General features: G+C 65.7%; 14 protein-coding genes, 1 tRNA gene and 1 pseudogene. 9 read left to right on the top strand and 7 right to left on the bottom strand.

The genetic code is table 11. From position 1 onward, the window contains the following. Positions 1–277 precede the first annotated feature (277 nt). Genes DID96_RS03095 through DID96_RS03085 form a run of 3 tightly spaced genes read left to right on the top strand, consistent with a single transcriptional unit; the run spans position 278 to position 2594 of the window. Positions 278–718, top strand: a complete 441-nt coding sequence (locus tag DID96_RS03095) for a PAAR domain-containing protein (protein WP_260463787.1) — start codon at positions 278–280, stop codon at positions 716–718. Next, positions 715–1470: a VRR-NUC domain-containing protein gene (locus DID96_RS03090; protein WP_124597789.1), complete on the top strand. Its 756-nt coding sequence runs from the start codon at positions 715–717 to the stop codon at positions 1468–1470. Before DID96_RS03095 ends, DID96_RS03090 begins: the two co-directional genes overlap by 4 nt. Before the next feature lie 5 nt (positions 1471–1475). After that, positions 1476–2594 carry a DUF3396 domain-containing protein gene (locus tag DID96_RS03085; RefSeq protein WP_124597788.1) on the top strand — a complete coding sequence of 373 codons (1119 nt, stop codon included), beginning with the start codon at positions 1476–1478 and terminating at the stop codon, positions 2592–2594. Positions 2595–2625: 31 nt separating this feature from the next. On the opposite strand, the pseudogene DID96_RS03080 reads toward DID96_RS03085, so the two are convergent. The 4 genes and pseudogenes from DID96_RS03080 to DID96_RS03065 all read right to left on the bottom strand — a co-directional run. Next, a pseudogene (locus DID96_RS03080) lies at positions 2626–2862 on the bottom strand (helix-turn-helix domain-containing protein); the annotation flags it as partial. Between the two features lie 137 nt (positions 2863–2999). Beyond that, positions 3000–3084, bottom strand: a tRNA-Leu gene (locus tag DID96_RS03075). An 88-nt stretch (positions 3085–3172) separates the two neighbouring features. Continuing rightward, entirely contained in the window at positions 3173–4330 is a 1158-nt protein-coding gene (locus DID96_RS03070) for an ABC transporter substrate-binding protein (RefSeq protein WP_124597787.1), read from the bottom strand. Between the two features lie 83 nt (positions 4331–4413). Beyond that, positions 4414–5355 (bottom strand): CysB family HTH-type transcriptional regulator, encoded by a 942-nt coding sequence (locus tag DID96_RS03065; RefSeq protein WP_124597786.1) that lies wholly within the window; start codon positions 5353–5355, stop codon positions 4414–4416. Positions 5356–5570: 215 nt separating this feature from the next. Between DID96_RS03065 and DID96_RS03060 the strand changes: the two genes are divergently transcribed. The 6 genes from DID96_RS03060 to cobA all read left to right on the top strand — a co-directional run bounded on the left by DID96_RS03060 (position 5571) and on the right by cobA (position 11793). Continuing rightward, positions 5571–7250 (top strand): nitrite/sulfite reductase, encoded by a 1680-nt coding sequence (locus DID96_RS03060; RefSeq protein ID WP_124597785.1) that lies wholly within the window; start codon positions 5571–5573, stop codon positions 7248–7250. Positions 7251–7275: 25 nt separating this feature from the next. Next, the gene (locus tag DID96_RS03055; RefSeq protein ID WP_124597784.1) at positions 7276–7818 is read left to right on the top strand and encodes a DUF934 domain-containing protein; all 543 of its coding nucleotides are present in this window, start codon (positions 7276–7278) and stop codon (positions 7816–7818) included. After that, positions 7815–8564 carry a phosphoadenylyl-sulfate reductase gene (locus tag DID96_RS03050; protein ID WP_124597783.1) on the top strand — a complete coding sequence of 250 codons (750 nt, stop codon included), beginning with the start codon at positions 7815–7817 and terminating at the stop codon, positions 8562–8564. Before DID96_RS03055 ends, DID96_RS03050 begins: the two co-directional genes overlap by 4 nt. 75 nt (positions 8565–8639) lie before the next feature. Continuing rightward, positions 8640–9602: a sulfate adenylyltransferase subunit CysD gene (cysD, locus tag DID96_RS03045; RefSeq protein ID WP_124597782.1), complete on the top strand. Its 963-nt coding sequence runs from the start codon at positions 8640–8642 to the stop codon at positions 9600–9602. Positions 9603–9624: 22 nt separating this feature from the next. Next, positions 9625–10950, top strand: coding sequence for a sulfate adenylyltransferase subunit 1 (locus DID96_RS03040; RefSeq protein WP_124597781.1), 1326 nt, complete (start codon positions 9625–9627; stop codon positions 10948–10950). A 93-nt stretch (positions 10951–11043) separates the two neighbouring features. Further along, entirely contained in the window at positions 11044–11793 is a 750-nt protein-coding gene (gene cobA, locus DID96_RS03035; RefSeq protein ID WP_124597780.1) for a uroporphyrinogen-III C-methyltransferase, read from the top strand. A gap of 90 nt (positions 11794–11883) precedes the next feature. Here cobA and DID96_RS03030 read toward each other — a convergent pair whose 3' ends face one another. From DID96_RS03030 to lptF, 3 genes are read right to left on the bottom strand one after another with little or no spacing between them, the layout of a single operon-like run. Continuing rightward, on the bottom strand, positions 11884–12285 hold the full coding sequence (locus DID96_RS03030; protein ID WP_124597779.1) for a sirohydrochlorin chelatase: 402 nt from the start codon (positions 12283–12285) through the stop codon (positions 11884–11886). Between the two features lie 25 nt (positions 12286–12310). Continuing rightward, positions 12311–13459, bottom strand: a complete 1149-nt coding sequence (gene lptG, locus DID96_RS03025) for an LPS export ABC transporter permease LptG (RefSeq protein WP_124597778.1) — start codon at positions 13457–13459, stop codon at positions 12311–12313. Positions 13460–13462: 3 nt separating this feature from the next. Further along, the gene (gene lptF, locus DID96_RS03020) at positions 13463–14560 is read right to left on the bottom strand and encodes an LPS export ABC transporter permease LptF (protein WP_124597777.1); all 1098 of its coding nucleotides are present in this window, start codon (positions 14558–14560) and stop codon (positions 13463–13465) included.

Here is a 14560-nt window from a genome sequence, read left to right as displayed (position 1 = left end):
AGGCCGCCTCCTTGCTGCGTCCTTCTAATGCTTGGACAGCCGGGCGGGGCCGCGTGTTGCGGCGCGTGTGGCGGAAAACAAAAGACCCGCACCGCTATGGGCTGGAGCGGGTTTCGAGGGTTCCTGGCGTATTGCGCCGAGAAATTGGGTGCCGGGGCCGCTACGCCAGCACCGCGCTTGACCTTGCGCGGGTATCGGACGCCCCCGGACTGGTACGGGCGGCGCGAAAGATCGCCCGCGCCTCGCGCCAACGCGCACGCGGAGCCTTGTTCGCCCGGTGACGGTGTCGTGCCCGAAATGTGGCGGCGTTTATCCGATCGTTGGCGTCCGGGTTCGCAGCATGACGTTCGGCGGCCGAGCCGTAGCGACCGAAAGCGACAAGACGGCCTGCGGCGCGACGCTGATCGCATCGCAAGGCATGGCGACGGTAGAGCCAACGTCCGGAGTAGGCGGGTCGGTCGGTGCGGGCAAAAGCGTAGTCGCTCAGAATCTCGCGCAAGACGACGGCGCATATCGCGGACGCTTTAAGCTCGTAGACGACAATACGCGCGCCCCGCTTGCGAACCACCTCTACACCATCACGTCAGCGGATGGAAAGACGATCCAAGGCGCGACCGACGCGAGCGGCCACACAGACTGGCTCAACAGCCATCAGGCGGCATCGCTTTCGTTCAGCCATCAGGGAACGTCCGGGCCGGCGAGCACGAGCGAAGCATGAGCGGCGGGTATTCGGGCGGTTCGGCTGTTGGTGGATCGGCCGGCGGCGACGGGAAAACGACTGTCGTGGGCGCAACAGAGGGCCTTTCGCCAGACGACAAGAAGGTACTCTGCGATGCATTGTGCAAGTGCAGCGCCGCTGGCATTGCGACTCGGGGCGGCGGCCGCATACTCAGGCAGGCGTGCGTCGCGCAACGGTTGGATTTGGCGAACGAAACTTCACGCATGATGAGTGGCAAGCCGACGGCATATTTGCCAGAAGTCTCATATGACCTGAGGCAGGAACCGCCCGCCCCGATCATGTCGGATGACGATCCCCTGGAACCGCACGATTCGCTGTTGGACTGGATTCGCGATAAGTGGCCGGGCAGGATTGGCGGCTATCGCAGGGACAAAGCAGCAGGCGGCCCCGGCGTTCGGCGGCCCGACGTTGTTATCGTGAATGATCCGTCTCAGCCGCCCGTACAATCGAATATCAAGAAGGTAGTAGAGATGAAATTCGATGACGGCTTTGGGAAGGGACAAAGAGATTCGTACATTCGCATTGCCGGCAGCAGAAGCAAGTATGCTGCGCTGACTCGAGCCAACTGCGGGTGTTCAGACAAGCAGTCCGAGGCACAATCGGCCCGCTCAACACAGAGCCATACTGCAACGGACGACGTGTTCGGGAACGACGCAGGAAGCCATAGCAGTATGGGGCCCTCAGGCCTGCCACTTCCTCCGCAAAACCCTGGCGTTTCCGTATTTCCCTAAAGATCATGACGCGTGATGAGCTGGTGGCGTGGGCCAATGATCCACGACGACAAGATACCCTCCCATTCGGGCTATACGAGCCTGCGTATCAAAAGGCGATCGTAGGTGCGGCGCTAGTCGTGCGTGGCGCGCTCTACTTCAAGGATGGCCACACCAAGGCCGTCCGGCAAGCGCTTGTGCGTTGCTACGATCGTTACCTGACGACGATCACAGACTACGAATTGGCGTTCGCGAAGGCTGCGGGGCTTGAACCGCCCAAAGTCGGGCCGATGCGTTGGTTCTACGAAGAGGGCGAGAGCCCGGTGGCATTCGACAAGGCTCGTGGCTTCCCGCGACTGGCAACGGAATTGCCGAGTAGCCAAATCCTCGTGTCTGCGACGACGAGTGCGGACCACAAGCTCGCAACGGGTTTTTTCGAGTTCTCCGTCTTCTGTCTGGAAGACTGGCAAGCTGCAATGGGAACCCGCGGCCTCGACGTGATGACCTTCACCGTTCCGCGACGCTTCCTGCAAATCTGCCCTGGTGTATTTGAGGCGATGTTTGCGGAGTTCGCCGCAATAGTTCCAACCATTTGGGGACACGGCGGGTTCGGTGTGAATCTCCCCCCCCTCGAAATTGAGGCGAATGAGGCGAGCGAATATTTTTGGTGTCGGCGGTATGGCCCAGGTATCGACGTCGGAGAACCCGCTAGCACGTCCGTTCGCGACCTAACGGGCAAGATCAAGACAGTTGACTGGTTGACTGCGCTCGATGCCGATCTCGTTCGGAGCATCGGCGGTGCCGACGGCTTGATGCTTCCCCCTGACTGGTTCCGCAAGACACCGCTAGGCGACGGCGGCCTCATCATTCAGGCGGGCACGGAGCCGGTTGCGGGCGTTCCAGTGGGTAAGGGAATACCGCCTCGGCCGCCTGCCGCGTATGTCCTGCTGAATCATGCGCTGCGCCCGATCGTGGCGGAATCGTCCGATATCCTGCAAGGCGGAACGGTAGATAGCACCGCGCCGTTGCTCAATACCCGCGTGGCAACAGAGGCGTGGTTGCAGCGGTTCAACGTGCCTGACGATGAGCTCAACGGCTACTGGGTCGAGCTCCACAAGACGGCGAAACTGTCGCCGGCATCGTGATATTGCGTCGCGAGCGGGCCTTTGACCTGCCTTAATACAATCGAGCCCTTCGGCTTCCGGTGCGCGAGTCGCGAATGCGCATGATTGTCGGCCGACTCGTGTTGAATTCCTTGGCGAGGGACGCGACGCTCGCGCCGGCGGCGAGGCGGGCGATCACTGCGGCGCGTTCAGCTTCGCTCAGTGCCGGCGGTCGGCCGCAATGCTTCCCGGCCGCTTGTTCACGCTTGAGGCCGGATTGCGTTCGCTCGATCAACAGGTCGCGTTCGAATCGAGGCCGGCCGCGAGCTCCCGCCTGGAGTCGTCGCGCTTGGTTCCGCTCAGGACTTCCCGGAAAACAAAAAACCCGCGAAAGCCTGGAGCTGACGCGGGTTTTGGGAATTCTCGGGACTGCCTGAAACTATGTAATGGTGCCCAGGGCCGGAATCGAACCGGCACGCCTTGCGGCGGGGGATTTTGAGTCCCCTGCGTCTACCAATTTCACCACCTGGGCTAATTCATGGCCGCACATGCGATTGCGCGCGGCGAAAACGCAAATTATCTCCGAAAACGCGGCTCCGGGCAAGCGGCCCGTCGGTCGTTCACTGACTGAGGTAGACGAACGCCCCGTGCTTCACGATCCCCATCACGCTCGCACGCTGGTCGAGCCCGACGTGATCCTTGTCGCTCGTATTGACGACGCCGTTCGGCACGACCAGCTCGTGCGCCTGCTCGAGCTCGCGCCGCAACGCCGTGCGGAACTCGGGCGTGCCCGGCCGCGCGGTCTTCAGCGCGCGGCCGACCGCGTCGGCGAGGCGCGGATAGACGCCCGCCGCGTCGCCCGCAAACTGCGTGACGGTGCCGGGGCCGTACTTCGCTTCGTACGCGTCGACGAACGCGAGCGCGGCCTTGCGGGCCGGATGGTCGGCCGGCAGCGTGCGGGCGACGACGACCGGCTGCGTCGGGAACAGCGTCCCGTCCACGTCGTGGCCGCCGAGCTTGATGAATTCCGGCGTCGCGATCCCGTGTGTCTGGTAGATCGGGCCCTTGTAGCCGCGCTCGATCAGCGTGCGCTGCGGCAGCACAGCCGGCGTGCCCGAGCCGGCGATCAGGATCGCGTCCGGCTTCGCGGCGATCAGCTTCAGCGCCTGGCCGGTAACGCTCGCGTCGGTGCGGTTGAAGCGCTCGGTCGCGACGACATGGATCTTGCGCAGGTCCGCGAAACGTGTGAACTCGTTGAGCCAGCTGTCGCCGTAGCTGTCCGCGAAGCCGATGAAGCCGACCGTCTTCACGCCGTGGTTCGCCATGTAGCGGGTCATCACGTCGGCCATCGCGCGATCGCTCTGCGCCATCTTGAACGCCCACGTGCGTGCGCCTTCCTGCGGCTCGACGATCGCGCCGGAGCCGACCAGCGTAATCATCGGCGTTTGTGCGGCGGCGACCGCGTCGAGCGCCGCGAGCGCGGCCGGCGTGATGTTCGGCCCGATCACGACGTCGACATGATCCTCCGACACCAGCTTGCGGATGTTGCGCACCGCGGTGCCCGGGTCGGACGCGTCGTCTAGCAGCGTCACCTGCAGGTTCTGTCCGGCGACGGTTTTCGGCCACATCAGGATCGCATTCTTGCTCGTGATGCCGATCGCGGCGGCCGGGCCGGTCGTCGACAGGTCGATGCCGACCTTCAGGTCCGCGTGCGCGGCGGCGCAGGCGAATACGACGGCGGCGCCAGCGGCGGCGCGCAGCAGGGCGGAAAGCGTCATGCGAAGTCCTCTGGCGGGCAGAAACAACGGGTAAAAAAATGGGGCGCAGTTCAAATTCGCGCCCCAGCCTTTATACACGCCCGTCAAAGCTCATACGATTCGGATTCGCCCTTGAGGGCCTGCTCGATCAGCTTGCGGTTCAGCGTCGGCGACAGCAGCTCGACGAGCGTATACACATAGCTGCGCAGATAGGCGCCCTGCTTGAGCGCGACGCGCGTGACGTTGCTGCCGAACAGGTGGCCGACCGGAATCAGCCGCAGGTTGCGGTCGCGCTCCGGGTTGAACGCGATGTCGGCCATGATTCCGACCCCGAGGCCGAGCTCGACATAGGTCTTGATCACGTCGGCGTCGATCGCCTCGAGCACGATGTCCGGCGACAGCCCGCGCAGCGCGAACGCATGGTTGATCTTCTTGCGGCCCGCGAACGCGTCGTCGTAGGTGATCAGCGGGTATTGCGCGAGATCGTCGAGGGTCGGCGTCTTGCGCTCGAGCAGCGGGTGATCGACGGGCACGACGGCCGCGTGGTGCCACTGGAAGCAGGGCAGCGACACGAGATCCTTGTAGTCGGCAATCGCCTCGGTCGCGATCGCGACGTCGGCCTGGTCGTGGATCACCATCTCGGCGACCTGCGTCGGGCTGCCTTGCAGGATCGACAGGTGCACCTTCGGGTAGCGCTTCTTGAATTCGGCGATCGCGGCCGGCAGCGAGTAGCGGGCCTGCGTGTGGGTCGCCGCGATCGTCAGGTTGCCCTGGTCCTGCGCGGCGTAATCCTTTCCGACCCTTTTCAGGCTTTCGACCTCCTGGAGGATCCGCTCGACCGACGCGAGGATGATCCGGCCGGGCTCGGTCAGCGAGCGCACGCGCTTGCCGTGCCGCGTGAAGATTTCCACGCCCAGTTCATCTTCAAGCTCGATGATCGCCTTGGATACGCCCGGCTGCGACGTGTACAGCGCCTTGGCCGCCTCGGTGAGGTTGAAATTCTGCCGGACGGCCTCGCGCACGAAGCGAAATTGGTGCAGGTTCATTTATAACCCTTCCGCATATCAACAGAATTTTTTAGTCGTTTGAAATATAAGGCGAGTTTATTACGATTCACCGGAGTTTTTCAAATATGGATATCTGTTTTCGTCATTAGCAATCCACCGGGCCACGGATGGCCGGGCGCGGAGACGGAACGGAGATTCGGGCGCGACGTGGCTAGGACGTCGCGCGGTCACCACGAAAACCCTGGGGTCCCCGAATGTATCAGTACGACCAATACGACCAGACAATCGTCGACGAGCGCGTCGCGCAGTACCGCGACCAGGTGCGCCGTCGCTTGTCGGGCGAGTTGAGCGAAGACGAATTCCGCCCGCTGCGCCTGCAGAACGGCCTGTACATGCAGCGTCACGCGTACATGCACCGCGTCGCGATTCCGTACGGCAACCTGCGCAGCGACCAGCTGCGGATGCTGGCCCGCATCGCACGCGAGCACGACCGCGGCTACGGCCACTTCTCGACCCGCTCGAACATCCAGTTCAACTGGATCCAGCTGGAAGAAACGCCCGAGATCCTCGCGAAGCTCGCGTCGGTGCAGATGCACGCGATCCAGACCTCGGGCAACTGCATCCGCAACATCACGGCCGACCAGTTCGCCGGCGTCGCGCAGGACGAGGAGATCGATCCGCGTCCGTGGTCGGAAATCCTGCGCCAGTGGTCGACGTTCCATCCCGAATTCGCATGGCTGCCGCGCAAGTTCAAGATCGCCGTATCGGGCTCGAAGGATGACCGTGCGGCCGTGCAGATCCACGACCTCGGCGTCTACCTGAAGAAGAACGCGCAGGGCGAAGTGGTCGCGAGCATCCTCGCGGGCGGCGGCCTTGGCCGCACGCCGATCATCGGCGCGGTGATCAAGGAAGACCTGCCGTGGCAGCACCTGCTGACCTACTGCGAAGCCGTGCTGCGCGTGTACAACCGCTACGGCCGCCGCGACAACCTGTACAAGGCCCGCATCAAGATCCTCGTGAAGGCGCTGTCGCCGGCGAAGTTCGCGCAGCAGGTCGAGGAAGAGTGGCAGCATCTGAAGGACGGCCCGTCGACGCTCACGCAGGCTGAAGTCGACCGTGTGTCGCAGTATTTCAAGCCGCCTGTCTACGAGAAGCTCGCTGACACCGACGCGTCGTTCGAGCAGCATCTGCTCGACAACAAGGCGTTCGCCCGCTGGGTCGAGCGCAACGTCGCACCGCACAAGGTGCCGGGCTATGCGTCCGTCACGCTGTCGCTGAAGAACCACCGCGTGGCGCCGGGCGACGCGACCGACCAGCAGATGGAGCAGGTCGCCGACTGGGCGGACGCCTACTCGTTCGGCGAGCTGCGCGTGTCGCACGAGCAGAACCTGATTCTCGCGAACGTGAAGAAGCGCGACCTGTTCGCGGTGTGGGAAAAGGCGAAGGCGGCCGGCTTCGCGACGCCGAACGTCGGCCTGCTGACCGACATCATCGCGTGCCCGGGCGGCGATTTCTGCTCGCTCGCGAACGCGAAGTCGATCCCGATCGCGCTGGGGATCCAGCAGCGCTTCGACGATCTCGACTACGTGTACGACCTCGGCGACCTGTCGCTGAACATTTCCGGTTGCATGAACTCGTGCGGCCACCACCACGTCGGCAACATCGGCATCCTCGGCGTCGACAAGGACGGCGCCGAGTGGTACCAGGTGTCGCTCGGCGGCGAGCAGGGCACGGGCAACGGCGGCGCGCGCCTCGGCCGCGTGATCGGCCCGTCGTTCTCGGCGGAGGAAGTGCCGGACGTGATCACGAAGCTGATCGACACGTTCGTCGAGTCGCGCACCGACGGCGAGCGCTTCATCGACACGTACGATCGCATCGGCATCGCGCCGTTCAAGGAGCGCGTGTATGCGTCGCGCCAGGCGGTGAACGCGTAACCAACCGGGTAGAAGGAATTAGCAGATGGCTTCGATTATCAAGAACCGCGCAGTGATCGACGACGCATGGCAGGTCGTGCGCGCGGCAGAAGACGGCGCGCTGCCCGCAGTCGACGCGTTGCCGGCCGGCAAGGTGCTGGTGCCGTTCGCATTGTGGCAGGCCGAGCGCGCGGCGCTCGTCGCCGCGAAGACGAAGGACGAACTCGGCGTGTGGCTCGCGCCGGACAGCGATCCGGCGGATCTCGCCGCCGACTTCGACGCGATCACGGTGATCGGCGTCGAGTTCCCGCGCTTCGCGGACGGCCGCGGCTACAGCATCGCGCGCCTGCTGCGCGAGCGCCATGGCTGGACGGGCGAGCTGCGCGCGATCGGCGACGTGTTGCGCGACCAGCTGCTGTACATGTCGCGCTGCGGCTTCGACGCGTTCGCGGTGCGCGCGGACAAGGACATCCACGACGCGCTGAACGCGTTCAACGAATTCTCGCAGCGCTACCAGGGCGCGTTCGACGAGCCGGTGCCGCTGTTCCGCCGCCGTGCGGCCTCGGCAGAAGCAAAGGTGAACGCATGAGCGACGCCCGCGCCACCGCACTGACGCCGGAACTCGCCGCGAAGGTCGAACGGCTCGACGCGCTGCTCGCGCAGATTGCCGCGCGCCATCCGAACGTGAAGTTCGCGAGCAGCCTCGCGGCCGAGGACATGCTGGTCACGCACGCGATCCTGTCGAAGGGCGTGTCGATCGGCATCTTCTCGCTGAACACGGGCCGCCTGCACGCGGAGACGGTCGGCATGATCGACCGTGTGCGCGAGCGTTACGGCTACGAGATCGAGCAGTTCCACCCGCAGCAGGATGCGGTGGACAAGTATGTCGCCGACCACGGCCTGAACGCGTTCTACGAGAGCGTCGAGCTGCGCAAGGCCTGCTGCCACATCCGCAAGGTCGAGCCGCTCAACCGTGCGCTCGCCGACGTCGACGCGTGGGTCACGGGCCAGCGCCGCGAGCAGTCGGTCACGCGTGCGGAACTGCACGAGGACGAGCACGACGACGCGCGCGGCATCGCGAAGTACAACCCGCTCGCCGACTGGACGGAAAGCGACGTGTGGGCCTACCTGAACGCATTCGACGTGCCGGTCAACCCGCTGCATGCGCGCGGCTATCCGAGCATCGGCTGCGAGCCGTGTACGCGCGCGATCCGTCCCGGCGAGGACAGCCGGGCGGGCCGCTGGTGGTGGGAATCGCGCGATTCGAAGGAGTGCGGGCTGCACATCTCGATCACGCCGATTCCCGCGGCGGCCGAGGCCGGCACCGCGCACTGAACGACCGACACAAGACCGAACATGCGCCGCCTGCGAAAGCGGGCGGCACGAACCCAGAAGAGAAGGACTGAAATCATGAGCACGACGCTCGAGCAATCCGCCTTTGCCCCGCCCACCGGCGACGACAGCCGCATGGGCCACCTCGACTGGCTCGAGGCCGAGTCGATCCACATCCTGCGCGAACTCGTGGCCGAGTGCAGCAAGCCGGCGCTGCTGTTCTCGGGCGGCAAGGATTCGGTCGTCGTGCTGCATCTCGCGCTGAAGGCGTTCGGCCTCGGCGCGAACCGCAAGACGTCGCTGCCGTTCCCGCTCGTGCACATCGACACGGGCCACAACTATGAAGAGGTGATCGACTTCCGCGATCGCCGTGCGAAGGAGATCGGCGCCGAGCTGATCGTCGGCCACGTCGAGGACTCGATCAAGCGCGGCACCGTCGTGCTGCGCCGCGAGACCGATTCGCGCAACGCCGCGCAGGCCGTCACGCTGCTCGAGACGATCGAGCAGCACGGCTTCACCGCGATGATCGGCGGTGCGCGCCGCGACGAGGAGAAGGCGCGCGCGAAGGAGCGCATCTTCTCGTTCCGCGACGAATTCGGCCAGTGGGATCCGAAGGCACAGCGCCCGGAACTGTGGAGCCTGTTCAACGCGCGCCTGCACAACGGCGAGCACCTGCGCGTGTTCCCGATCTCGAACTGGACCGAGCTCGACGTGTGGCAATACATCGCCCGCGAGAACCTCGAACTGCCGTCGATCTACTACGCGCACCAGCGCGAGATCGTGCGCCGCAACGGGCTGCTCGTGCCGGTCACGCCGCTCACGCCGATGCGTGAAGGCGAGACGAGCGAACTCGCGCAGGTGCGCTTCCGCACGGTCGGCGACATCAGCTGCACGTGCCCGGTCGAGAGCGACGCGGACGACGTCGAGAAGATCATCGCCGAGACGGCGGTGACCGAGATCACCGAACGCGGCGCGACCCGGATGGACGATCAGGCGTCCGAAGCCGCGATGGAACAGCGCAAGAAGCAAGGTTATTTCTGAAGCACACGAGGACATTCACATCATGAGCATCATCGAGAACAACGAAGACCTCGGCGTGCTGCGCTTCATCACCGCAGGCAGCGTCGACGACGGCAAGAGCACGCTGATCGGCCGCCTGCTGTACGACAGCAAGGCCGTGCTGTCCGACCAGCTGTCCGCGCTGTCGCGCGCGAAGAACAAGCGCACGGTCGGCGACGAGCTCGACCTCGCGCTCCTGACCGACGGCCTCGAGGCCGAGCGCGAGCAGGGCATCACGATCGACGTCGCGTACCGTTACTTCGCGACCGCGAAGCGCAAGTTCATCATCGCGGACACGCCGGGCCACGAGCAGTACACGCGCAACATGGTGACGGGCGCGTCGACCGCGCACGCGGCGATCATCCTGGTCGACGCGACGCGCGTGACGGTCGAGAACGGCGTCGCGGAACTGCTGCCGCAGACCAAGCGCCACAGCGCAATCGTCAAGCTGCTCGCACTGCAGCACGTGATCGTCGCGATCAACAAGATGGACCTCGTCGACTATAGCGAAGCGCGCTTCAACGAGATCCGCGACGCGTACGTCGTGCTCGCGAAGCAGCTCGGCATCACCGACGTGCGCTTCGTGCCGGTGTCGGCGCTCAAGGGCGACAACATCGTCGGCGCGAGCGAGCGCATGCCGTGGTATGCGGGCGAGCCGCTGCTCGACGTGCTCGAGACGCTGCCCGTCGAGACGCAGGCGCATGACGCGCTGCGCTTCCCGGTGCAGTGGGTCGCGCGCCAGGACGGCAGCTCGGCCGACGATTTCCGCGGTTACATGGGCCGCATCGAGGCGGGCGAGGTGAAGGTCGGCGACCAGATCGTCGTGCTGCCGTCGAACCGCACCGCGACGGTTGCCGAGATCATCGCGCCGGTGCCGGGCGGCACCGCGGCCGTCGAGCATGCGTTCGCGGGCCAGACGGTGACGATCCGCCTCACGGAAGACGTCGACGTGTCGCGCGGCGACATGTTCGTCGCGACGGATGAAACGGTCGCGCCGGCGAAGAAGCTCGAGGCCGACCTGTGCTGGTTCGACGAGACGCCGCTGTCGCCGCAGCGCAAGTACCTGCTGAAGCAGACCACGAGCACGGTGTTCGCGAAGATCGGCGCGGTCAAGCAGGTGCTCGACGTGCACACGCTGTCGCACGCGACCGACCGTCACGAGCTGAAGATGAACGACATCGGCCGCGTCGCGCTGACGCTGCAAAAGCCGATCGTCTGCGACACGTACGATGCGCATCCGGGCACCGGCGCGTTCGTGCTGATCGACGAGGCGACGCATCATACGGTCGCCGCGGGCATGATCCGGGCGTTCTCGGCGTTCTCGGCGTAACCGGCGTAACCGGCGTAACCGGCGTAACCGGCGAACCCCGCGCCGCTTCCGGCGGCGCGGACCGATGCCGGCGCTTGCAGGGAAGTGACCAACATGGGCAAGGTGTATCTGATCGGAGCGGGGCCGGGCGCGGCGGACCTCATCACGGTGCGCGGCGCGCGGCTGCTTGCCGAGGCCGACGTCGTGCTGCACGATGCGCTCGTCGAGCCGGCGATGCTCGACTACGCGCCGAACGCGCGCAGGATCGCGGTCGGCAAGCGCTGCGGGCAGCGCTCGACCGCGCAGCAGTTCATCAACAAGCAGATCGTCGATGCGGCGCACGAACATGCGCGCGTCGTGCGGCTGAAGGGCGGCGATCCGATGCTGTTCGGCCGCGCGGACGAGGAAATGCGCGCGCTCGAGGCGGCCGGCATCGACTTCGAGGTCGTGCCGGGCATCACCGCGGCGCTGGCCGGCGCGGCGACGCTGAAGCGCTCGCTGACGCTGCGTGGCGTCGCGCGCAGCGTCGCGTTCGCGACGCACAGCCGCGCGCCGGGCAGCGACGAGATCCGTGAGGCCGCGCGCGCCGATTCGATCGTCTACTACATGGGCCGCGACAGCGCGCCCGGCATTGCGCAGCAGTTGATCGACGCGGGCCGCGCGCCGTCGACGCCGGTCGCGATCGTCGAGGCGTGCAGTACCGCGCGCGAACGCACGCTGACGCTGACGCTCGCCGCGATGGCGGCAGGCGACGCGCAGGCGTGGCTCGATCCGGCGGAACCGAGCCTGCTGATGATCGGCGACGCGTTCGCCGAGCGCGGGGCGGCCGCGAAGCGGGCCGACGGGATGCGCGACGCGGCCTGAGCGGAGCAGGGCGTCCGAAACGAAAAAGAGCGCTGGCTTGCGGCCAGCGCTCTTTTTTCTTGTGCGGTTTTCTTGTCGCTCGCGTGCCGTTTATGCGCCGTCGTGCAACTGATCGAGGCAGTAGCGCGCAATCGCGTCGAGCACGCCGTCGTCCTCGCCCACCGCGGTCGCGCAGCGGATCTCGACGCCTGGATGCGCGGCGCGGCACGCGTCGACGAGCTGCGGCAGGTCGCGCCGAATATGGCCACCCTGGCCGAAGAACACCGGCACCACGGTGATGCGCGTGCATCCGGCCGCCACCTGCGCGGCGATCGCGGTGTCGAGCGACGGCGTCATCAGCTCGAGGAACGCGAGCGAAACGAACGAGGCGGGCGAAGCAGCCGCATCGACGCCGCGTGCGGCGCGCAGCCGCGCGGCGAGCCGCTCGAACGGCTCCGCCCAGCGCGGATCGCGGGCGCCGTGGGCGAACAGGACGATACCGTGCGAACTCATGCGGCCCTCCATCGCGTGCCGGCGCTCAGTGCCGGTCGACCCATTTGAGCGCGAACAGGCCGAGCCCCAGGTAGATCAGGCCGGGGGTCGCCGCCGTCAGCGGCGCGGGCCACGTGTTCAGCGTGCCGATATGCGAGAACAGCGTATTGAGGAGCTGGAAGCTCATGCCGAGCATGATGCCGCCGAACACCTTCACGCCAACCACGCCCGCGCGCGTGTGCAGGTACGCGAACGGCAGCGACAGCACCAGCATCACGAACACCGCGAACGGATACAGCAGCTTGCGCCACAGCGCGATGTCGTAGCGCTGCGTGTCCTGCTGGTTCTCCTTCAGGTGCTGGATGTAGCGGAACAGGTTGATGATCGACATCCGGTCCGGCGACACGAGCAGCACCGACAGGATCTGCGGCGTCAGGTCCGAGCGCAGCCGGTATTCCGGCAGCATGACCTGCTGCGACCGGTAGACGGGGTTCAGCGCGTCGGCCGGCTGGCCGCCGCTCGGCTTGATCGGCGTGAGCTCGGTCTCGGTCACGCCAGTGAGGAGCCAATGGCCGGGCGGCTCGTAGCGCCCCGTCTGCGCGATCCGCACGTTCTGCAGCTCGAACTTCGAATCGAATTCATAGATCCGCACGTTGCTGATCGTCGAATCCGGCGCGAGGCTGCCGACGTTCACGAAGCGCGTGACCTGCTCGCCGTTGTCGCGGGCCGCGAGCGTGTCCTTCACCCACACGCCCGACTGGAAGTTCGACGACACCGACGCGCCGAGCGCCTGCAGCCGCACGCGCTCGGACAGCTGGTCGGCATACGGGCCGACGAACTCGCCGATCAGGTAGGTGACGATCACGAGCGGAATGCCGATCTTCAGCAGCGAGCGCAGCGCCTGGTTGGTCGCGAGGCCCGACACGCGGAAGATCGTGAATTCCGACTGCGCGGCCATCTGCGCGAACACGTAGATCGCGCTGATCAGCGCGGCCACCGGGATGATCTCGTAGAAGCGCGACGGCGTCTGCAGCGCGACGCGCAGCACCGCGTAGCCGAACTTGTAGTTGCCGTGCCCGACCGAGTTCAACTCGCTGATCAGGTCGAAGAAGAAGAACAGGCCCGAGAACGCGAACAGGATGAAGACGAACGTGACGTAGATCTGCCGCGCGAAGTACCTTTCATAGATCCGCATCGATCATGCTCCCGTCGAGCGGCTGAACAGCGCGCGTGTGAACAGCGGGCGGTTGCGCACGCGCAGCCAGAAGATGAGCGCGACGATTGCCGCGACGACGAGGTGCAGCCCGACGAGGCCGACGCCGAACGACAGCTTGCCCTGCTCGATCTGCGCCTGTACCACGTTGAGCAGGTTCGAGTAGGTCAGGTAGATCAGCACGGCCATCACGAGGTTGATCGTGCGGCTGCGGCGCGGGTTCTGGTACGCGAGCGGGATGCCGAGCACCATCAGGTTGAGCGCAATCAGCGGCAGGCCCGCGCGCCACGCGAACTCGGCGAGGTTGTCGCGCGTCGGGTTGCGCAGCAGATCGGGGGTCGGCGTGCTGTTGGTGGTCGGCACGTTGACGACCGGCTTGTTCGTGATCTTCACGCCGTAGCGCTCGAACTCCATGATCTTGAAGTTCGGCTGGCCGGGCGTGCCGTCGTAGCGGCGGCCGTCCTCGAGCACGACGAAGCGGTCGCCGTCCTTCGAGGTTTCCGTGTGGCCCGTCTGCGACACGACGACGTTGACCTTGCCGTTCTCGGTCGACGTGACGAACACGTTCTGCACCTTCGACTGGTCCGGCGTCATCTTCTCGATGAAGAACACGCGATGGTTCGTGGCCGACTCGCGGAACTGGCCGGGCGCGAGCAGCGAGATCTCGTCGCGCTGCTGGAAGCGCGCCTTGATCAACTTGCTCTGCTGGTTCGACCACGGCCAGCCGACGAACGCGAAGAACGCGATCAGCAGCACGATCGGCGTCGCGAACACGCCGATCGGCTTGATGAGGCGCGTGAGGCTCACGCCGGACGCGAGCCAGACAACCATTTCGGAGTCCCGGTACCACCGGGTCAGCACGAACAGGATCGACACGAACAGCGTGACGACGAGCATCACCGCGAGGTAGCCGATCACGGTCAGGCCGATCAGCACGAGCACGTCCCGCGGATCGATTTCACCGGACGCGGCGTAGCCGACGATGCGGATCATCATCGTCGTGAGCATGATCGTGAGCAGCACCATGAACACGGCGCCAGCCGTATACGCAAGCTCGCGCTGGAGGGAGCGTTCGAAGATCAT

This window comes from Burkholderia sp. Bp8963, from assembly GCF_003854275.1.
Classification (GTDB): domain Bacteria; phylum Pseudomonadota; class Gammaproteobacteria; order Burkholderiales; family Burkholderiaceae; genus Burkholderia.
This window is presented reverse-complemented; position numbering and strand designations above follow the sequence as displayed.

Coding starts and splice junctions, on each gene's coding strand:
- DID96_RS03090 (WP_124597789.1), top strand. CDS start 715: ATGAGCGGCGGGTATTCGGGCGGTTCGGCTGTTGGTGGATCGGCCGGC.
- DID96_RS03065 (WP_124597786.1), bottom strand. CDS start 5,355: ATGAACCTGCACCAATTTCGCTTCGTGCGCGAGGCCGTCCGGCAGAAT.
- DID96_RS03030 (WP_124597779.1), bottom strand. CDS start 12,285: ATGAGTTCGCACGGTATCGTCCTGTTCGCCCACGGCGCCCGCGATCCG.
- cobA (WP_124597780.1), top strand. CDS start 11,044: ATGGGCAAGGTGTATCTGATCGGAGCGGGGCCGGGCGCGGCGGACCTC.
- lptF (WP_124597777.1), bottom strand. CDS start 14,560: ATGATCTTCGAACGCTCCCTCCAGCGCGAGCTTGCGTATACGGCTGGC.
- DID96_RS03055 (WP_124597784.1), top strand. CDS start 7,276: ATGGCTTCGATTATCAAGAACCGCGCAGTGATCGACGACGCATGGCAG.
- DID96_RS03050 (WP_124597783.1), top strand. CDS start 7,815: ATGAGCGACGCCCGCGCCACCGCACTGACGCCGGAACTCGCCGCGAAG.
- DID96_RS03070 (WP_124597787.1), bottom strand. CDS start 4,330: ATGACGCTTTCCGCCCTGCTGCGCGCCGCCGCTGGCGCCGCCGTCGTA.
- DID96_RS03040 (WP_124597781.1), top strand. CDS start 9,625: ATGAGCATCATCGAGAACAACGAAGACCTCGGCGTGCTGCGCTTCATC.
- lptG (WP_124597778.1), bottom strand. CDS start 13,459: ATGCGGATCTATGAAAGGTACTTCGCGCGGCAGATCTACGTCACGTTC.
- cysD (WP_124597782.1), top strand. CDS start 8,640: ATGAGCACGACGCTCGAGCAATCCGCCTTTGCCCCGCCCACCGGCGAC.
- DID96_RS03085 (WP_124597788.1), top strand. CDS start 1,476: ATGACGCGTGATGAGCTGGTGGCGTGGGCCAATGATCCACGACGACAA.
- DID96_RS03060 (WP_124597785.1), top strand. CDS start 5,571: ATGTATCAGTACGACCAATACGACCAGACAATCGTCGACGAGCGCGTC.